The sequence below is a fragment of the Stenotrophomonas sp. YJH_SMC_94-11 genome, assembly GCF_059370435.1.
This window is the reverse complement of the sequence record NZ_JCAFTR010000001.1, coordinates 217,964-236,226: the sequence shown is the minus strand read 5'-3', so window position 1 is coordinate 236,226 and position 18,263 is coordinate 217,964. Positions and strand designations below refer to the sequence as shown.

General features: G+C 67.3%; 16 protein-coding genes. 8 read left to right on the top strand and 8 right to left on the bottom strand.

Going from position 1 to position 18,263, the window contains the following annotated elements:
* Positions 1 to 177 precede the first annotated feature (177 nt).
* Genes AC5P74_RS01020 through AC5P74_RS01005 form a run of 4 tightly spaced genes read left to right on the top strand, consistent with a single transcriptional unit; the run spans position 178 to position 4,050 of the window.
* Complete coding sequence (locus AC5P74_RS01020; protein ID WP_138953523.1) at positions 178 to 1,593, top strand: aminotransferase-like domain-containing protein; 1,416 nt, start codon at positions 178 to 180, stop codon at positions 1,591 to 1,593.
* A gap of 55 nt (positions 1,594 to 1,648) precedes the next feature.
* A complete protein-coding gene (locus tag AC5P74_RS01015) occupies positions 1,649 to 1,927 on the top strand; it encodes a hypothetical protein (protein ID WP_346607413.1) in 279 nt (92 codons plus the stop codon).
* Positions 1,927 to 2,526, top strand: coding sequence for a DUF6436 domain-containing protein (locus AC5P74_RS01010; protein ID WP_053497371.1), 600 nt, complete (start codon positions 1,927 to 1,929; stop codon positions 2,524 to 2,526). Before AC5P74_RS01015 ends, AC5P74_RS01010 begins: the two co-directional genes overlap by 1 nt.
* Positions 2,527 to 2,535: 9 nt before the next feature.
* Positions 2,536 to 4,050, top strand: coding sequence for an aminotransferase-like domain-containing protein (locus tag AC5P74_RS01005; RefSeq protein WP_253134495.1), 1,515 nt, complete (start codon positions 2,536 to 2,538; stop codon positions 4,048 to 4,050).
* A 292-nt stretch (positions 4,051 to 4,342) separates the two neighbouring features.
* On the opposite strand, the gene AC5P74_RS01000 is transcribed toward AC5P74_RS01005, so the two are convergent.
* Positions 4,343 to 5,644, bottom strand: coding sequence for an aminotransferase class V-fold PLP-dependent enzyme (locus AC5P74_RS01000; protein ID WP_346607414.1), 1,302 nt, complete (start codon positions 5,642 to 5,644; stop codon positions 4,343 to 4,345).
* Positions 5,644 to 8,046, bottom strand: a complete 2,403-nt coding sequence (locus AC5P74_RS00995) for a TonB-dependent receptor plug domain-containing protein (protein WP_346607415.1) — start codon at positions 8,044 to 8,046, stop codon at positions 5,644 to 5,646. The genes AC5P74_RS01000 and AC5P74_RS00995 overlap by 1 nt, the downstream gene beginning before the upstream one ends.
* Before the next feature lie 201 nt (positions 8,047 to 8,247).
* On the opposite strand from AC5P74_RS00995, the gene AC5P74_RS00990 reads away from it, so the two are divergent.
* From AC5P74_RS00990 to AC5P74_RS00980, 3 genes are read left to right on the top strand one after another with little or no spacing between them, the layout of a single operon-like run.
* Positions 8,248 to 9,075, top strand: a complete 828-nt coding sequence (locus tag AC5P74_RS00990; RefSeq protein WP_346607416.1) for an AraC family transcriptional regulator — start codon at positions 8,248 to 8,250, stop codon at positions 9,073 to 9,075.
* A 13-nt stretch (positions 9,076 to 9,088) separates the two neighbouring features.
* Positions 9,089 to 10,168 (top strand): alpha/beta hydrolase family protein, encoded by a 1,080-nt coding sequence (locus AC5P74_RS00985; RefSeq protein ID WP_053497360.1) that lies wholly within the window; start codon positions 9,089 to 9,091, stop codon positions 10,166 to 10,168.
* 54 nt (positions 10,169 to 10,222) lie between these two features.
* Positions 10,223 to 10,894, top strand: a complete 672-nt coding sequence (locus AC5P74_RS00980; protein WP_053497358.1) for a VOC family protein — start codon at positions 10,223 to 10,225, stop codon at positions 10,892 to 10,894.
* 1 nt (position 10,895) lies between these two features.
* On the opposite strand, the gene AC5P74_RS00975 is transcribed toward AC5P74_RS00980, so the two are convergent.
* The 4 genes from AC5P74_RS00975 to AC5P74_RS00960 all read right to left on the bottom strand — a co-directional run bounded on the left by AC5P74_RS00975 (position 10,896) and on the right by AC5P74_RS00960 (position 15,453).
* Entirely contained in the window at positions 10,896 to 12,308 is a 1,413-nt protein-coding gene (locus AC5P74_RS00975) for a TPM domain-containing protein (RefSeq protein ID WP_346607428.1), read from the bottom strand.
* Positions 12,309 to 12,447: 139 nt separating this feature from the next.
* The gene (locus AC5P74_RS00970; RefSeq protein WP_053497357.1) at positions 12,448 to 14,172 is read right to left on the bottom strand and encodes a peptidoglycan-binding protein; all 1,725 of its coding nucleotides are present in this window, start codon (positions 14,170 to 14,172) and stop codon (positions 12,448 to 12,450) included.
* 131 nt (positions 14,173 to 14,303) lie between these two features.
* Positions 14,304 to 14,876: a hypothetical protein gene (locus AC5P74_RS00965; protein WP_227836791.1), complete on the bottom strand. Its 573-nt coding sequence runs from the start codon at positions 14,874 to 14,876 to the stop codon at positions 14,304 to 14,306.
* A gap of 52 nt (positions 14,877 to 14,928) precedes the next feature.
* Positions 14,929 to 15,453, bottom strand: coding sequence for a hypothetical protein (locus tag AC5P74_RS00960; RefSeq protein ID WP_053497355.1), 525 nt, complete (start codon positions 15,451 to 15,453; stop codon positions 14,929 to 14,931).
* Between the two features lie 205 nt (positions 15,454 to 15,658).
* Between AC5P74_RS00960 and AC5P74_RS00955 the strand changes: the two genes are divergently transcribed.
* Entirely contained in the window at positions 15,659 to 16,285 is a 627-nt protein-coding gene (locus AC5P74_RS00955; protein WP_053497353.1) for a YiiX/YebB-like N1pC/P60 family cysteine hydrolase, read from the top strand.
* A 54-nt stretch (positions 16,286 to 16,339) separates the two neighbouring features.
* Here AC5P74_RS00955 and AC5P74_RS00950 read toward each other — a convergent pair whose 3' ends face one another.
* Together AC5P74_RS00950 and AC5P74_RS00945 are read right to left on the bottom strand one after the other, a co-directional pair.
* Positions 16,340 to 16,504: a hypothetical protein gene (locus AC5P74_RS00950; protein WP_005414774.1), complete on the bottom strand. Its 165-nt coding sequence runs from the start codon at positions 16,502 to 16,504 to the stop codon at positions 16,340 to 16,342.
* A 272-nt stretch (positions 16,505 to 16,776) separates the two neighbouring features.
* Positions 16,777 to 18,201 carry a short-chain fatty acid transporter gene (locus tag AC5P74_RS00945; protein WP_170944951.1) on the bottom strand — a complete coding sequence of 475 codons (1,425 nt, stop codon included), beginning with the start codon at positions 18,199 to 18,201 and terminating at the stop codon, positions 16,777 to 16,779.
* Between the last annotated feature and the right edge of the window lie 62 nt (positions 18,202 to 18,263).

Below are 18,263 nucleotides of genomic sequence, written 5' to 3'. Positions count from 1 at the left end.
GTCAACCCTGTTGAAGAAGCGCGCTTGACCGGCTCGCCTGCGCGCAGCGCCCGGGCGTGGAGCGGCTACACTGTGGGTACGAGGTCGCCTACAAGAGGGCGAACCACTCCAATCAAGCCCATACAAGATACATCATTGTATGGACTTGTGCACCTGCACGTATGGAAAACCTGACCGATGACGCCACCTGCCGCCGGCCGCCGCCTGAAACACCCCAATCGCACCTGGGTTCGCCCTTTCCGCGAGGGCGCCGGCCCGCTCTACCTGCAGATTGCCCAGCAGGTGCGCGAGGCGGTGGATGACGGCGTGCTGCGCCCGGGCGACCGCCTGCCGCCGCAGCGCGACCTGGCCCAGCAGGTGGGCGTGGACCTGACCACGGTCACTCGCGCCTTCGCCGAGCTGCGCCAGGCCGGCCTGCTCGACGCGCAGGGCGCCGGCGGCACCTTCATCGCGCTGTCGGCCGGAAACCGCAGCACCTCGGTGGACCTGAGCATGAACATCCCGCCGCTGCTGGGCAGCGCGCCGTTCGCACAGGGCATGGAGGCCGGTTTCCAGCACGTCGGGCAGCAGCTGGGCCAGGGCGAACTGATGAGCTACCACGTCGGCGCCGGCACCCGCGAGGACCGCGCCGCCGCCGTGCAGTGGCTGTCACCGATGCTGGGGATGGTCGGTGCCGACCAGGTGGTGATCTGCCCCGGTGCGCAGACCGCACTGTGCGCGCTGATCCTGGCCCGCACCCAGCCGGGCGAGCTGATCGCCGCCGAGCAGCTGACCTACCCGGGCCTGCTGGCCGCCGCGCGCGTGCTGCAGCGGGGTGTGGTGCCGGTGGCGATGGACGCCGAAGGCATGCTGCCCGATGCGCTGGAAGAAGCCTGCCAGCTGCGCCGCCCGCGCCTGCTGTACCTGGTACCGACCATCCAGAACCCGACCACGGCAACGATGTCGGCACAACGCCGGCAGGCCCTGTTGGCGGTCGCCAAGCGCCACGATCTGACCGTGATCGAAGACGATCCCTACTGGTTGCTGGCCGGGGACGCCGCACCGCCGCTGGCCGCCCACCGCGACGCCGGCTGCCCGGTGTATTACATCTCCACCCTGTCCAAGTGCCTGGCACCGGGCCTGCGCACCGCCTACCTGGTGGTGCCGGCCGGCGAACCGATGGAACCGGTGCTGGACGCCCTGCGTGCGATCGCGCTGATGCCGACCCAGTCAATGGTGGCGGTGGCCTCGCAGTGGATCCGCAGCGGCAAGGCCCAGGACATGGTGCAGCGCTTCCAGCAGGAGCTGCGCGAGCGCCAGGCGATTGCTGCGCAGTACTTGCCGTCCCGTGCCCAGGCCCATCCGGCCGGCCTGCATGTGTGGCTGCCGCTGCCGCCACGGCTGGACCAGTACCGGCTGATCCAGGCCGCGCAGGAACAGGGGCTGGGCATCGCCAGTTCCGACGCCTTCAGCGTGGAAGAACCGCCTCCGGGCAACGCGATCCGCCTGTCACTGGGCGGCGCGGTTGACCAGGGTGCGCTCGCCGGGGCCCTGGCCAAGCTGAACGAGATCCTGTCGGAGGCCCCCGAGGCCCGGCATAACGCCATCGTCTGAACCGGGTGCATGGCACTTCATCCATACAAGATGATATTTTGTATGCAATGTATGGATGAAGGGACGTGCCTCGATGCGCGCGGAGAAACTGAAGTTCCACCTGGTGATGGCCGGCTGCAGTGGCTTTGTGGTGCTGATGCTGGCCGCGCTGGCCTGGGTCTGCCTGCAGCCGCAGACCGTGGAGGTGCAGGCCGCCGAACGCCACGCCATCGAGCAATGCGTGCATCGCAGCGAGGATCCGTCGCGTAGCGAGATCCAGCGCCGGGCGCAGGCCGATTCCTGCCGCGAGATGCGCAAGCAATATGTGCACAAGTTCGGCGGGGACGCGTCCTGATGGGCGCAGCCGCGCCGCGTCGCCGCTGGTTGCTGCCGACGATGATCGCCCTCGCCTGCCTGTTCATGGCCGGCGTGGCGGCGGCGCTGTGGCAGTACTTCGGCTACAGCGCGCAGTCCACGTTCACCGAACAGGCCATCGTCTTCGACGACTCGCAGCTGCGCCTGCCGGCCGATCTGGCCGGTAATACCGGCCGCATCCGCGTGGTGCATTTCTGGGACCCGGCCTGCGGCGTGTGCAACCGCGAGACTGGTGCGCACCTGAGCTACCTGATCAGCATGTACCGCCGCGCCGGCATCGACTTCTACGCGATCCGTCGCCCTGGCACGCAGGGCGAACTGCCCGAGCCGCTGCGCAACAAGGTGATCAACCTGCCGACCATCGATGGCATCGAGCACATTCCGGCCAGCCCTGCCGTGGCGATCTGGGACCGGCAGGGTCATCTGGCCTACGCTGGGCCGTACAGCATCGGCATGGTCTGCAACTCGGCCAACAGTTTCGTCGAACCGCTGCTGGACAGACTGGTGCGCGGCGAATCCGTGCGCCCGAAAGGACTGCTCGCCGTGGGCTGTTACTGCCCGTGGCAGGCCAAGCGCTGAGGACGCGCAATGACATCACTGGCTCTGGGTGGCGTGGCCGCCGCAAACAACAACGGCGGTCACCTGTCCGAACCGACCGATGGTTATGGACAGGCTCCCGCCGTTGGAAGCAACGATACGCCCCGACATGCTCCGTACATGCCGCGACCGGATGTCGCAGCGCGCGAATGGGTGCAGGACGTGCTCGCGCACAACGGGCCGATCTATCTGCGCATCGTCAATTCGCTGGAGCGCACGGTGCGTCGCGGTGGTCTTGCACCGGGGCAGCGCCTTCCCTCGCAGCGCGCGTTGGCGCAGCAGCTCGGCGTCGACCTGACCACGGTAACGCGGGCATTCGATGAAGCGCGCAAGCGCGGCCTGATCGAAGCGCGTGGGCCACAAGGCAGTTTCATCGCACCGCCCAAGGCTGGCTTCGACCAAGTGGTGGACCTGAGCATGAACGTGCCACCGGTACCCGATGCCGACGCGCTGGCCGAGACCCTGCGCCGCGGTGCCGCCGCCGTGCTTGCGCGCAGCAATGCACCGAACCTGATGACCTACCACCTGGGCGGCGGCAACCCGACCGACCGCCATGCGGCAGCGCGCTGGCTGCAACCGATGCTGGGCACGGTGGACGATGCCTGCCTGCTACTGACCGAAGGCGCCCAGGTGGCGCTGGCCGCGATCCTGCTCAGCCAGGGCCGCGATGGCGACGCGATCCTGTGCGATGCGCTGGTCTATCCGGGCCTGCTGCAGGCCGCAGCGGCGCTTGGCCGGCGGCTGCTGCCGGTGGACTGCGACGAACACGGCATGTGCCCTGAAGCGCTGCTGCGGCAGGCACGCGGGAGTGGCGCGCGGCTGCTCTATCTCAACCCCACCTGCCAGAACCCGACCGCGCTGACGTTGCCGTTGCAGCGGCGCGAAGCGCTGGCGCGTGTGCTGGAGAGTGAAGGCCTGCTGGCGATCGAGGATGATCCGTACTGGCACCTTGCCGAAGAGGCGCCGATACCCCTGGCGATGCTGGCACCGCGCCATGTGTTCCATGTGGCGACGCTGTCGAAGGTGATCAGCCCGGGCCTGCGCACCGCCTTCGTGCGCTGCCCGAGTGCCGCGCATGCCGAGGCGATGACCGCCGCGCTGCGGGCGACGCGGCTGATGGGCCATCCATTGGTGTCGGCGCTGGCCAGCCAACTGTTGCTGGATGGTTCGGCACAATCGCTGCTGGCGCAGGTGCGTGCCGAGGCGCGCGAGCGCATGCGCATGGCCCGCTACCTGCTTGCGCCTTCGCTGCTGCTGCGCGCCGAAGGCCTGCATGCCTGGTGCCGGGTACCAGCGCCATGGACCGACGCCACGCTGGTGCGTACCGCGCAGCTGCAGGGGCTGGCCATCGCTCCTTCATCGGCGTTCTGTCCGCCCGGGGTGCAGCATCAGCACGGCGTGCGGCTGTCGTTGGGGCTGGCGGCGGACCGACGGCAGCTGGAGAGCGCGTTGCGGCGGATTGACCGGTTGTTGTTGTCGGACGCGCTGCCGGCGATTGACCGGTAGCGCCGGGCCATGCCCGGCGAATCGTAGATCCACGCCATGCGTGGACAGGATGTGCCGACCAACGGTCGGCGCCCACCAGACCGAGTGCCGGCCGCCGGCCGGCGAAAGATTCCCCGGCACGGTTGGAATGTGCCAACCAAGGTTGGCACCCACCAAAGCAGGGTGATGTGCCGACCAACGGTCGGCACCCACCAGGCTGGAGGAGGATCGGTAGTGCCGGCCGCTGCCCGGCGGAAGATTCCCCGGCACGGTGGGAATGTGCCAACCAAGGTTGGCACCCACCAAAGCGGGGTCAGGACAGGGCCGCGAGGGCCTGTACCAGCGCATCCATCTGCGCCGGCCGGGTGAACACCGACGGCGTCACCCGCACGCAGGCGCCGGAGTCCAACCCGTCACGATGCGTGGTGAACACGCGATGCTCGTCCAGCAGGCGCTTCTGAAGCGCGATGTTGTCAGCCACGCTGGTGCGCCCGCGCAGGCGGAAGCTGGCCAATGCGCTGGCCAGCGCCGGATCAGGCGACGACAGCACTTCGATATGCGCCATCTGCCGCGCCGGGACGGTCCAGCGCTCGCGCAGGTAGCGCAGGCGCGCCTGCTTGTTGGCCGCGCCGATGCGCTGGTGCAGCGCGATCGCTTCCGGCAGCGCCAGGTAAGCGGCGAAGTTGACCGTGCCGGTGTGCACACGGCTGCCCACGCGGCCATCGTCGGTCTCGCCCATGTACGGGTCCAGGTCCGCAACGCGGCCCTTGCGCACATACATCGCGCCGACGCCGACCGGCGCACCGATCCACTTGTGCAGGTTGATGCCAACGAAATCGGCCTTGAGCTGCGGCACTGCGTAGTCGATCTGGCCAAACCCGTGTGCAGCATCAACGATCACGTCGATGCCGCGTGCGCGCGCACGTTCGGCGATTTCGGCCACCGGCAGCACCAGTCCATGGCGATGGCTGACCTGGGTCAGCAGCACCAGTTTCAGGCGAGGCAGCCGCGCGAACGTGGCCTCGTAGGCCTGCAGGATCTGCGCATGGTCGGGCACTGCCGGCAGCGCGATGCGCTCGGCCTGCACGCCGCGACGCTGCTGCAGCCAGCGCATCGCGCCGATCATGCTGTCGTAGTCGATATCGGCGTACAGCACCTGGTCGCCGGGCTGCAGGCGGTTGTAGCCGCCGATCAGCGCCAGCATCGCCTCGGTGGCACCGCGGGTCAGTGCGATCTCGTCGGCGCCCACGCCCAGCAGTTCGGCCACCTGCCGCTGCACCGCCATGTACTGCGCCGGGAACTCACGGCGGCCATACCAGGCATTGCCTCGGTTCACTTCCGCGGTGTGGCGCTGGTAGCTGGCCAGCGTCTCGCGGCCCATCGCGCCCCAGTAGCCGTTCTCCAGATGGTTCACTTCGTCGGTGACATCGAAGTGGCTGGCCACGGCGGCCCAGTAGTTTTCATCGCGGGCCAGCACGTCCGGCGCCACGGTCGTTGCGGGAATCTGCATGGACGCAGCGTAACGCGTGGCAGCCATGGCCGGCAGTGAAGAAAGTGCGGCTGCGGCCGGCAGCAAGGTGCCGGCACGCAACAGGGAGCGGCGGGCCGGGTCCATCAGAAGCTCAGCCGGTACTGTGCGTACAGGTTGGCGCCGTCGGTGTCGTACGGCGCGTTGCGCGAGTAGACCAGGCCGCGACTGGCCTGGAAGGTGGCTTCGTCCGGATAGCGGTCGAATACGTTGTCGGCCCCCACACGCAGGCTGTGATGTTCGTTGATGCGATAGCCGACGGCCAGGTCGAGGAAGCTCATCGCGCCGAAGCGCTGGTAGATATCGCCCACTGCATTGCCGCTGGAATCGGTCCAGGCGCCGTAGTAGCGCATGCGTGCCATCAGCGACCAGGCGCCGATGTCCCAGCTTCCGGTCAGGCTGCCCTTGTGCTCGGGCAGGCGATCCTCGAACAGCACGCGCTGGGTCTCGTTGGTGGCCACCGAGGTGCTGCCGTTGTCCACGCGGATGCGGTTGTAGTTGTAGGCCAGGGTCAGCGTCATGCGGCCGGCGCCGAGATCGCGCAGGTAGTTGCCGACCACGTCCACGCCGGTAGTGGTGGTATCGAAGTCGTTGGTGAAATAGTTCACCGAGGTATAGCCCAGCGGATTGGGCGTACCGGCCGGAATGGCGAAACTGGCCGACTGGCTGAAGCGGTCGCTGAGCTTGATCTGGTAGACATCCACCGAGCCGGACAGGCCCAGGTCGGTGCGCCAGGCCAGGCCCAGCGACGCGGTACGCGATTGTTCCGGCTTCAGCGGCCTGGCGCCGAGCAGCTGCGCCAGCGGATCGTTCGGCGACAGACGGCCACTGGTGAAGATCTGCAGCGTGCGCGTATCCAACCCCTGGGTGGTGCTGGTGGTATTGAGCTGCGCCGGCGTCGGCGCACGGAAGCCGCTGGACACGGTACCGCGCAGGGCTACGTCCGGGGTGATCGCGAAGCGCGCCGAGAGCTTGCCGTCCAGCGTGCTGCCGAAGCTGGAGAAGTCCTCGTAGCGGCCGGCTGCACCGATGCTCCAGCGCTCGCCCAGCGGTACTTCCATGTCCACGTAGGCGGCCTTGCTGCGCTGGCTCCACTGCCCGGCCTGGCTGGCCGAGAAGCCGGGCGCGCCATTGGAATTGGCCTCCAGGCCTGCAGCCGCGCCCGGACCCACCGCGTACGAGGCCGGGTCGCCGGCACGCACCTGGTAGGTCTCCTGGCGGAACTCGCCACCGAAGGCGACGTTGACCGGCTGGGACAGCGCGGCCACGTCCCACTCGTAGTTGAAGTCTGCGTTGGCGTTCTTCTCGGTCTGGGTCAGTCGGCCAAGATCGAACGCGGTCGGGCTGGCCGGGCCGAGCGAGGCATTGATCGAGGTCTTCAAGCTGTAGTCGATGGCGTTGCGGCCATACGAGGCGCTGACATCCCAGCGCAGCTTGGGCGTGATCTCGCCGCGCAGGCCACCGACCAGCTGCAGGTCGTTCTGGACGTTGCCGTACTGCGGGCTGAAGCCGACCGGATACAGCGAGCGCAGGTTCCAGCCCGGGAAGATGGCGGTGGTGCGGTACGCACCGGTGGTAGTGTCCGGATTGCGCCAGTTGAAATCACTGACGCCATCGCTGTGGCTGTACAAGCCGAAGGCATAGAACTCCAGCGTCTCGCTGGCATTGGCCTTCACGTTGAAGCCGACGCGGCGGCTTTCCAGTTCCGGCTGGCCCCAGCGCTGCACCGGATTGGGCACGTCCAGTTCCGGATGTGCAGCCTGGAAGGCGATCGCGTCCGGGCGCTGGCGCGTGCGCGAGGTAGCGTCGGAGTTGGACGATTCGGCGAACAGCACCAGGCTGCCATAGTCGCCCAGCGACCAGCCGGTGCGCGCACTGAAATCGCCCGAGGCACCGTCACCCTGCGCGTACTGCGAATAGCCGGCGGTGATCTCGCTACCCGGGCCATCCTCGAGGATGATGTTGATGACACCGGCGATGGCGTCCGAGCCGTACTGCGCCGACGCGCCATCACGCAGCACCTCGATGCGCTTGATCGCACTGGTGGGAATCTGTGCCAGATCTGCCGCCTGCGCACCGCGGTTGCCGAGCAGCGCGCTGCGATGGAAGCGGCGCCCGTTGACCAGCACCAGGGTCTGGTCCGGCGACAGGCCACGCAGGGTGGCCGGACGCACGAACACCTGGCCGTCCGCCATCGGCAGGCGCTGCACCACGAATGATGGCACCAGCTGCGCCAGCACGTCCTTCAGGTCGGTGGATTCGACGGACCTGATGTCTTCCTTGCTGAACACATCCACCGGCGCCAGCGTTTCGAACTGGGTGCGGTTGGACGCGCGGGTACCGGTGACCAGCATCGCGTCGAGCTGGGTGGGCACGGCGCGGCTGCCGCCGGCGGCATCGACCGCATCGGCCTCCGCTGCAATCGCGCCTCCTGCGCTGGCCATGCAAAGGGCAAGGAGGATGGAACGCGAAAGCTTCGAACGATGCACGGCAGGGCTCCGGGAGGACGCGACAGGGCCAGCACCTGTGCACACACAACAGGCCTGGACAAGGCGCGCAGTCTCGGCGCGATGTGTGAAGGAGGCATGACGTCAGTGCGACAGCTTGAGTCCGCACAGGCGCAAGAACTGCTAAACGCCGCGCCTGCCGATCCGCTACTGTGCCCAGCATTGGATTCGAGGAACGGCAGGATGAGCGCGACAGGCAAGGCGTTGTGGTACATCGAAACCCACGCGGACCAGCCACTGGCGCTGGCCGACATTGCCGCTGCGGCGGGCCTGTCGCCATTCCATCTGTCGCGCCTGTTCCAGGCCCGCACCGGCACCTCGGTGGTGCGCTACCTGCGCGGGCGCCGCCTGACCGCTGCCGCGCAGCAGTTGGCCAACGGCGCCGGCGACATCCTGCAGGTGGCGCTGGGTGCCGGCTATACCACCCATGCCGCCTTCACGCGTGCCTTCAGCGAACAGTTCGGACAGACGCCGGAGCGCGTACGCGAACAGGGCACCGATGGGCTGGCGCTGGTGCAGGCGATCCGCATGGACGAGGCCCCGTCCGCCTGCATTGAAGCCCCCCGCCTGCTCGAGACGCCCGCGTTCCAGGTGGCCGGCATCGGCGTGCGGCATACCCGCGGCAGTGGCGGCGCGATTCCCGGCCAGTGGGCGCAGCTCAACCGCGAATGGCCGATGCCGGCGCCGATCAGCTTCGGCGTGTGCTGCAACAGTGATGACAAGGGTGGCTTCGATTACATCGCGGCACTGCCGGCAAGCACGGTGCCGAGCGTGCCTGCGCACTGGCAACGCGTGGACATCCCGGCGCGCCGCTACCTGGTGGCCTGGCACAGCGGGCACATCTCGGCCATCCGCTCGACCTGGTTCTGGTTGCTGGATCATTATCTTCCTGCTTCCAACCTGAGCCTCGCCGATGCGCCGGATCTGGAGCGCTACGACGCCCGGTTCGACGAGCACACCGGCCAGGGCGGCGTGGAAATCTGGCTGCCCGTCGACGACCGTCCCCACTGACAAGGAGTTGAAGATGCGCATGACCGCTGCTGTGCTGGGAGCGATGCTGATGGCGTTCACAAGCACCGGCGCCGCTCGCGAAAGCGGGGTGGCCGGCGAGCGCCACGGCACAACGACGCTGGCCAGCGCGGCCGTGCGCGACGCAGAGCGCCGCGACGCCTTGCGCTACACGGTCTGGTATCCGGCACCTGCAGGCAGCCGGGAGACCGTGCTGACCATCGGTCCACCCGACGCGCCGCTGTTCGAGGTCGGCCGGTCGTCCAAGGATGCGCCGGTCGCGGGTGATCGCCTGCCGACCTTGCTGCTCTCCCATGGCAACGGCGGCAGCGCGCGCATGATGGGCTGGCTGGGCACCGCGTTGGCGCGGGCAGGCTATCTGGTGATCGCAGTTGATCATCCGGGCAACAACGGCGTTGACAGCATGACCCTGCCCGGCAGCGTGCTGACTTGGCTGCGCGCCGATGACCTGCGTGCCGCACTGGCGGCTGTGCAGGCCGATCCGGTGCTGGGCCCCCATGTCGATCCCGAGCGCCTGGGGGTCGCCGGATTCTCGGCCGGCGGCTACACCGCACTGGTGGCGGCCGGTGCGCGACCGGACCTGCAGCGACTGCTGGCCTTCTGCACGGCGCATCCGGATGACGGCGTCTGCCGGCCCCAGCAGGAAGCGGCCACGCACACGATGGAGGCGCGTGTTGCCGCTGCGGCGTCGCCCGAGCTGTCGCCGTGGATGTCCCACGCCAACGACGCGCGCGCCATTCCCGGCGTGCGCGCGGTGTTCCTGCTGGCACCGGCAATCGTGCAGGCCTTTGCGCCCGAGCAGCTCTCCTCGCTGGAACAGCCCGTGTCGATCGTACTGGGCGAGGCTGACACGGTTGCGCCACCGCAGACCAATGGCGAGGCTGCGCGTGCGGTGATTGCGGGCGCTGCACTGCAGGCGCTGCCCGGTGTCGGCCATTACGATTTCCTCGCCGCATGCACCCCGACCGGACAGCGGCGGCTGCAGGACCTGTGCAGGACGTCGGTGCCGAAGGCGCAGACCCACGCCCAGGCAGTGGACGCAGCAATACGATTCTTCAACCATTCACTGCGCTAGTGGCCGCCGGGCAGGCCCCAGCGTTACAGTGAGCGCGTCCATGGAGAATCGGTCATGCGCCTGCTTCACCTCACCCTGCCGGTGTCCGACGTCGCCACCGTCGCCGCGTATTTCCACGATGTGCTGCAGCAGCGCGTGGTCGGCAACCATGTGCACATCGGCTGGAGCACGATCGAACTGCAGGCGGCGGGTGATCACCCCGTCGGTGGCGTGCACCTGGCCTTCAACGTACCGGACAACCGCTTCAGCGAGGCGATGGCCTGGTTGCGCGAACGTACCCCGCTGCAACGTAATCCTGAGGGCCTGGATTACTTTGCGCTGGAGAGCAGCTGGCAGTCGCAGTCGGTGTACTTCACCGGTCCCGATGGCCTGATCCTCGAGTTGATCGGCCGGCGCCGTCTGCCAGTCAGCACGCGCGCAGGCGCTTTCCATGGCAGCGAGCTGACCTGCCTGAGCGAGGTTGGCCTGCCCAGCCACGATGTCGATGCGGTGCGCGAACAGTCCAGCCAGCGCTTCGGCCTGCAGCCGATCAGCCCGCCTTCGCCGCAGTTCGCACCGGTGGGCGACGACGAGGGCCTGCTGATCATCGTCGCCGCCGACCGTCGTTGGTTCCCCGAGCAGAAAGACCTGCCCAATGCGCAGGGCGTGCAGCTGCAGGTGGGTGATGTGAGCGGCAGCGGCGAACTGCGCGATGCGGCGCTGGGCTGGCGGGTGTGGGCGGCCTGAGCTACCAGCTGCCCGAAGCGCCGCCACCGCCGCTGCGACCACCGCCACCGGACCAGCCGCCGGAACTGCTCGAGGACGAACTCGACGACGAGGTGCTGGACGAGGAACGGTAGCGTTGGGACGACCTTTGTCCGCTGCGTGCTTTTTCGCCGGGCAACAGGGTGAACACCCAGATGAAGTACAGGAACAGCGTGCTTGCGCAGGACACGATCGTCGCCAACACGCGTGCGTTCTCGTCGCTGGCCTGGTCGATGGCCAGCAGCGCGCCCAGCGCATAGCCGCCGGTCAACAGCACCAGCACCACCAGGCGCACGGCGAAGCTGTTGCGGTTCTTCCGCCAGCGCGCGCGGCCGGCCTGCACCAGGAAGAACACCAGCATGGCGGCAATGGCGACCGCCAGGTTCAGCAACGTGTGCAGGGCAAGGCTGGGCGGCAACTGACCACGAACCAGCATCACCATGAAGAAACCGATACTGACGGCCAACATGCCGGACAGCACGATGCGCAGACCACGGCTGCGACGCCAGCACCACCCCAGCAGCGCCGCCACCGGTACGGCCGGTAACAGCACGAAGAACAGCGCAGGCAGCACATGCCGCGGCAGCAGCAGCGTCGCCGAAACCAACCCAGCGGCCATCACTGCCGTTACCAGCAACGGTCTGCCCCAGGCAGGCAATGTCGGCCAATTCGGCCTGGGCATTGCCGCATTGGCTGCCAGTGCCTTGCGCCGCCGCTCACGGCGCTTACCGCTGAACTCGGCCTCGGTCCTGGTGGCCAGCAGGCGCGGCGGTGATCGCCACAGACCGGCCAGGAACCCCACCAGCAAGGTCAGGGCAACGACCGAATCCCCTGTACGCCAATCCGCTGGCAACAGGTTGCGTGCGGATGAATCCTGCTCGGGCGGCAGCGGCTCGCCATCGATCAGCGCCACCAGCACCCTGCTGCCGTCCAGCATGCCCTGGTCCAGGTCTCCTTCGCGCAGGCGCGGCACGATCGCCTTGTCGATGATGCGCGCGGCATAGGCATCGGGAATGGTGCCTTCCAGGCCATAGCCTGTCTGGATGCGTACGCGCCTGTCCTGCACCGCCACCAGCAGCAACACCCCGTCATCGACACCGGCGCGGCCCAGCTGCCACTGGTCGAAGACACGCTGTGCATAGGCTTCGATGCCGTCATCGCCAACACTGGGCACCACCAGCACCTGCAGTTGCGCGCCTTTGCGTGCCTGCAGCTGCAATGCCTGCTCGCGCAGCGTGGCGCGGGTGCTGGCGGACAGCGCGTTGGCGGTGTCCACCACCGGGTCGTCCAGTGCCGGAATCGGGGCCGCCGCCAGCACTGGCAGCGGCAGCAGGCAGAGCAGCAGTGCCAGCCCTACCCACTGCCATGCGTTGCGCCACGGCAGCACCCGGCTCATGTGGACGCCGTGCCTTGCAATGGCGGTGCTGCGCATCATGCGAAACGGCATCCGTGTATGTCCTTGCCCCATGAACGGAAAAGCCGGCCGGATTACCCCGGCCGGCCTCCTTTACCACACACTTCTTCACACGCAGCGGTCAACGGCCCATGGCCACCCGCTGCTGCTCGTCCTGCACGTGTTGCTGCGAAGGCTCATGCTTGGCCAGCATTGCAGCGCTGGTCTCCTGCAGGCTCGGTGCCGCCTGGGTCATGTCCACCGCAGTACGGAAGCCGGGAACGGTGCCCACGACGAAGGCCTTGCCATCCTGCACGGTGACGCCCTGCAGCTTTTCCGGCGAATCGATGCCGGCGGCCTTGGCCTGGGCGGTCACATGCGCGCTCATCTCGTTGGAGATCATGCCCGGCATGTGGCCACGGATCGCATTGTGCAGCGGCGTATCCGGATGCGCCTTGTCGCCCAGCTGCGGCCCCTTCGGCGCCGCCTCGGCATGGCTGCGGCCTTCGGCCAGCTTGCCCAGCGTCGCCGGACCCGCCACGCCGTCGGCGGAGAGCCCGTGCTGCTTCTGGTAGGCGATCAGTGCGTCCCTGGTATTGGCACCGAACTTGCCGTCCTCGCTCAGCGGATTGCCTTGGCCGTCGCGCACGCCCAGGCGGTTGAGTTCCTTCTGCAGCGCAGTCACTTCCTCGCCCTTGGCCCCCTGGCGCAGCACACCGTTGTGGTCGGCATCATGCGAATGGCCACCCTTGCCGGTTTCCTTCAGCTTGCCGTGGTCCCAGAAGTCCTGCGGGCTGAGCAGCTTGCCGTGCGGATCCTTCAACTGGTAATGCACGTGCTGGGCATACTGACCCGCACCGCCCGGGCCACGCCCGCCCATGGTGCCGATCGGCTCGCCCGCCTTGATCGGCTGGCCTTCCTTCACCTGGGTCGACTGCAGGTGCAGGATCTCGTGCGAGTTGCCCTGTGCATCCCTGATCTTCACCGTACCGTAGTCGCCACCGACGAACGTCACCGTTCCGGAGATCGGCGCGTTGACGGTCGGGTGCTGCAGATTACGGCCGTGCTGGCCGCCGACATAGTTGAAGTCGGTGCCACCGTGCGGCTTGTGCGCGCGGTGTTCGCCGAACTCACCGGTAATGTGCGGCTTGACCCCGTTCTGCGGGGGCAGCATCACCTGCATCGTCTGCTCGAAGTTGCGGGTCTGGGCTTCGGCATGCGCCGCTGCCGGCTTGGCCTGCGCGTGCGTGGCCGCAGCTACGGCGGGGGCCGCGTGGCTGCCCTGGGGCTGGCCGTGGGTCAGTCCCAGGCGCTGCTCCACGAACCGCTCGTACTTGTCCACGTACGGCATCACCTTCTTTTCAGACAGGGTGAGGCCGCCGTAATCGCGGGTCGGGCCGTCGTGATGGTACTTGTAGATGTACTCCTCACCCTGGCCGCGCTTGTGCGCCAGCGTGCGGTTATCGATGTAATGGTCAACCAGTGCATCGGACTGTGCGCCGACGTCGAAGCGGTTGCGGTTGTTGAGGTGGTAGTGGTTGCCGGTCTTGTCGATGAACTGGCCCAGGCCCGAGGCCGAGGTGGTGCCAGCGGCGGCATCGGGGTTGAAACCCGATTCAACGCGGGCGATGGCCAGTACGTGCGCCGTTTCGCGTGGGGTCAGGCCCTTCTCGCGCGCCGACTCGATGATCGTGTCGATCACCCGTGACTGTACTTCCGGGGTCGCATCGCCCCACCGACGGGAGTTGCCATGCAGGCGGCCGTCGCTCTGGTCGATCGGCTCGCGGTAGTGGCTCCACGATTTGATGCGGTCACTGCTGTAGGCCGCCCCGCGGGGCTGGACCATGTCCTGGTAGATGTCTGCCATGTCTGTGCTATCCATTCTATGAAAAAGGGAATTTCCTTAAGGGGTACTGCTCCTGGTACTTCTGGTACTTCTGGTACTGCGGTACTGCAGTGCTGCGTTCACAGCGCGCGTGCGACGTCCTGCCGCTGCGCTCAGTCTTCGATGTAGTTCACCTCCGGGTGCTTGATGCCGAGCGAGTCGATCAACTTCTCGTACTCGTCGTTGTTGGGCTCCTGCTCCTCGCCTTCCGCGCCGCGCAGCGGCGGTGTGCTGTGGGTCAACTGGCGGCCACTGGCGTCGTACAGGTAGTACCACTCGCAGAAGCTGCAGCCGAACGGCAGTTCACCGTACTGCACGACGAAGTACGGCGTACCGCTGCGGTCCTGCACGCAGGCCAGGCCAACGGCGGTATAGCCGTCCATCTCCTTGGGCGCAGCAATGGCCTGGCGTGCGCCGTCCTTTTCAATTTCCAGCGTGGTCAGCCGGGAAGCGTCCGTGTCTTGGGTGGGCTGGGCCGCCAGGTGCAGGCGGGTGCCTTGGCAATCGATATGCATGCCGGTCTCGTCGCGCGTAAGAGAGGTGGAATGGTCCGCAACGGCAGCCGCAGGTGCGGCCGGCGTCGCTGCCGGGTCAGTGGAAGCAGGGGCCGCCGGTGCAGCCGCCTCAGGGCCGCTGCAGGCAGCAAGCATCAGGGCCAGTACGGGGGCAACGGGAGACAGACGCATGCGGGGCTCCTTGGGTGAATCACACGACCGCTCGCAGGCGGTCGCTCAGGGGTCAGATCGATTCGTCCTCACGCTTGACCAGTTGCCAGCACGGCTTCTGGGCAAAGGTGTAGATCTGCTGGTCGCTGGTATCGGGAGTGCGCATCTGCACCTGTACCTGGCCATCGGGCAGGCGGGTGACCTGCATCTCGCGGCCCTGGCGCTGCAGCGTGGCCGGGTCCGGCATCACCGGCCATTCGACCTTGGCAAGCGGCACCTTCTCCTCCACCTTGCGTGGCTCCGGCTCGGCTTCGCTGTCGATGTGGCTGTCCAGCAGCGGATCGGCAGTGGACGTTTCCTGCAGCGCGATCTCGTTGCCGAAATGCTTGAGGAAGTCGTCGAAGACCGGATGGGGGCAGCTGGCAGAAGCGTCTGCCGGGGCCGCGGCAACCGGCGTGGCCGGCGTCGTGGCAGTGGCCGTGCTGGTCGGAGCCGGTGCGGCGGCGTCAGCGGGGGCTGCCTGGGGCGCAGGCTTGCAGCCGGACAGCGCAAGCCCCAGGGCAAGCGCAAGCAGGGCAACGGGGCGGAGCTGGTTCACGGGATCCTCCTGATTCCGGGCGGTCGCGCGCGGTTCCGGCGCGGTAGGGAGGCAAGGATAGCCATGCCTCGGTCAATTCAGTTTCAACATCCGCTGTCAGGAATATCCCGACATGCCGAATTGTGACCAATATCACACTAATACTGAAATCAACGTCATCGCAGCAGCCGTTAGACTACGCCGCACACGCTTCGACCCTGGCCCCATGCGCGCATTCCTGCTTGCCCTCTCCCTGCTGCTGCCAACGCTGTGGCCTGGTGGTGCGGCCGCGCTGGAGGTCCGGGAAGGCGATCTGCTGTTCGTCACCGCCGGCCATGCCGGCCTGAGCGCGGCCATCGACGATGCCACCGGCAAGCAGGGCGCACCCAGCTTCGATCACGTGGCCCTGGTCGCTGCGGCGCCAGACGGCTGGGAGGTACTGCATGCGGATGAGAAAGGCTCGCGCCGGCAGACGCTGGATCAGTTCCGCGAGGACGCCCGAGGCAAGCAGCGGCAGGTCGTGGTCTATCGGCTGCGCGCATCGCAGCAGGCTGCCATCAAGGATGCGATCGCGACCGCACGCATGATGCTGGGCAAGCCCTACAACACGTCGTATGTGTTGAATGAGGACAGCTACTACTGTTCGGATTTCATCGAACGTGCGTTCCGTGCGCACCATGTGTTCGCACTGCAGCCGATGAACTTCCGCAACCCGAAGACCGGGCAGATCGCACAGCACTGGGTCGATCTCTACCGCGCCATGGGCATGGAGGTGCCGCAGGATCAGCCGGGCACCAATCCGAACGACATGTCAGCAGCGCCGGTGCTGCAACGCATTGGCGTGCTGGAATAAGCGAAGCCCCGCACGGGGCGGGGCTTCGCGCATCACAGGAAGTGGGTACCGAAGTCACTCCTCCTCGTCCTGCCCACCCTGTTGCTGGTTGCGCTGGTTGCGCTGCTGCTGTTCCTGCTGCTGTTGCTGCTGCTGGTCGCGGCCACGCCCCTGCTGCTGATCCTGCTGGTTCTGCTGGCCCTGCTGCTTCTGGTTCGGGTTCTGGTTCTGCTGTGCCATGTCCGATCTCCAAAGCCACACGCGGAATGCGGTGGACGGGGCCATCGTCTGCAGCGAAGAGTTAATCGCGCGTTGGTGGGCGGCTACATTGGTGTGTACGCGCGTGAATGAACGGGCAAAGCCCCTTGCGGCACAAGCCGATGAAGGATTCATATGGGTTCGGCATGTGCTCATGCCGTCAGCGCGACTGCGCGCATTCATGGCGTGCTCTGCAGGAAACACGCGCTGAACGGAGCTGGCGTCCTGCTCGCGCACGGACGCCAGCCCTGCACTCACGGCATCACCGGCGGCACATACGCCAGGGTCATGCCCAGCAGCCACAACAGGCCCAGCACCAGCGGGATGTGCACCAGCAACTGGATGAAGGTGAAGCCCACGATGTCGCGTGCCTTCAGCCCCAGCACGCCCAGCAATGGCAGCATCCAGAACGGGTTGATCAGGTTCGGCAGCGCTTCGGCCGCGTTGTAGACCTGCACTGCCCAGCCCAGGTGCGCCTTCAGCTCGTTGGCGGCCTGCATCACGTACGGCGCCTCGATGATCCACTTGCCGCCACCGGACGGCACGAAGAAGCCCAGCACCGCCGAGTAGATGCCCATCACCAGCGCGAACGAATCGGTGCTGGCCACGTGCACGAACAGGCTCGACAGCCGGTGCGCCAGGGTCTGCCCGTCACCACCGGCGGCGTGGGTGAGGATCATCGCGATACCGCCGTACAGCGGGAACTGGATCAGCACGCCGGTGGTGCTCGGCACCGCCTTGGCCACCGCGTTGAGGAAGCTGCGCGGGCGCCAGTGCAGCAGCAGGCCCAGCGAAATGAAAAGGAAGTTGTAGGTGTTGAGGTTGGCGATGGCAGTGACCACCGGCTTGTTGGCGAACTCGTTGAACAGCCAGCCGAACGCCAGCAGCGAGAGCAGCACGGTCAGCAACGGGCTGTATTCCAGCCATTCGCCCGGGCGCGTGCGTCGCTGCAGCGGTTCCGGCTCGGCCTGCGCAGCGCCGGGAAATTCCTCGGCGGTACGCGCACTGCCGGCTGCAGGCGCGGTCAGCCAGGCGATCAGCAGCGAGACAAGGATCAGCACTGCGGTCAGGGCGATCGACTGCCACAGAAAGATGGTTTCGGTGAACGGCAATACGCCGGTGATCTCCACCAGCCCCGGCGGCATGCTGGCCGGGTTGGCCTGCAACTGTGCGGCCGACGAGCTCAGCCCCATCGCCCACACTGCGCCCAGGCCGAGATAGGCCGACGCACCGGCGGCGCGGTAGTCCATGCGCAGTTCGGTGCGACGGGCCAGCGCGCGGACCAGCAGGCCACCGAACACCAGCGAGAAGCCCCAGCTGAGCAGCGAGGCGAGCATGCTGACCAGGCCCACGTACACCACCGCACCGCGACCGGTGCGCGGCACCCGGGCCAGGAAGTCGATGAAGCGTGCGACCACCGGCGCGGTCGCCACGGCGTAGCCGCCGATGACCACGAAGGCCATCTGCATGGTGAAGGGGATCAGGCTCCAGAAGCCGTCACCAAAGGCGCTGGCGGTGGCCTGAGGGGTCGAACCGAAGCCCATCGCGGCCAGTGCGACGATGACCACGCCCAGCACCGCGAACACGTACGCATCGGGGAACCACTTTTCCGCCCAGGCGGCCGAGCGCAGCGCTGCGCGCGCCATCCAGCCGTCCTGTACTGCTGCCGTCGAGGCCATCGCCTACCCTCCCAGGTTCGATGGACCGATTCTGGGCGGTGGGGTGTGGGCTGTCTGCCACC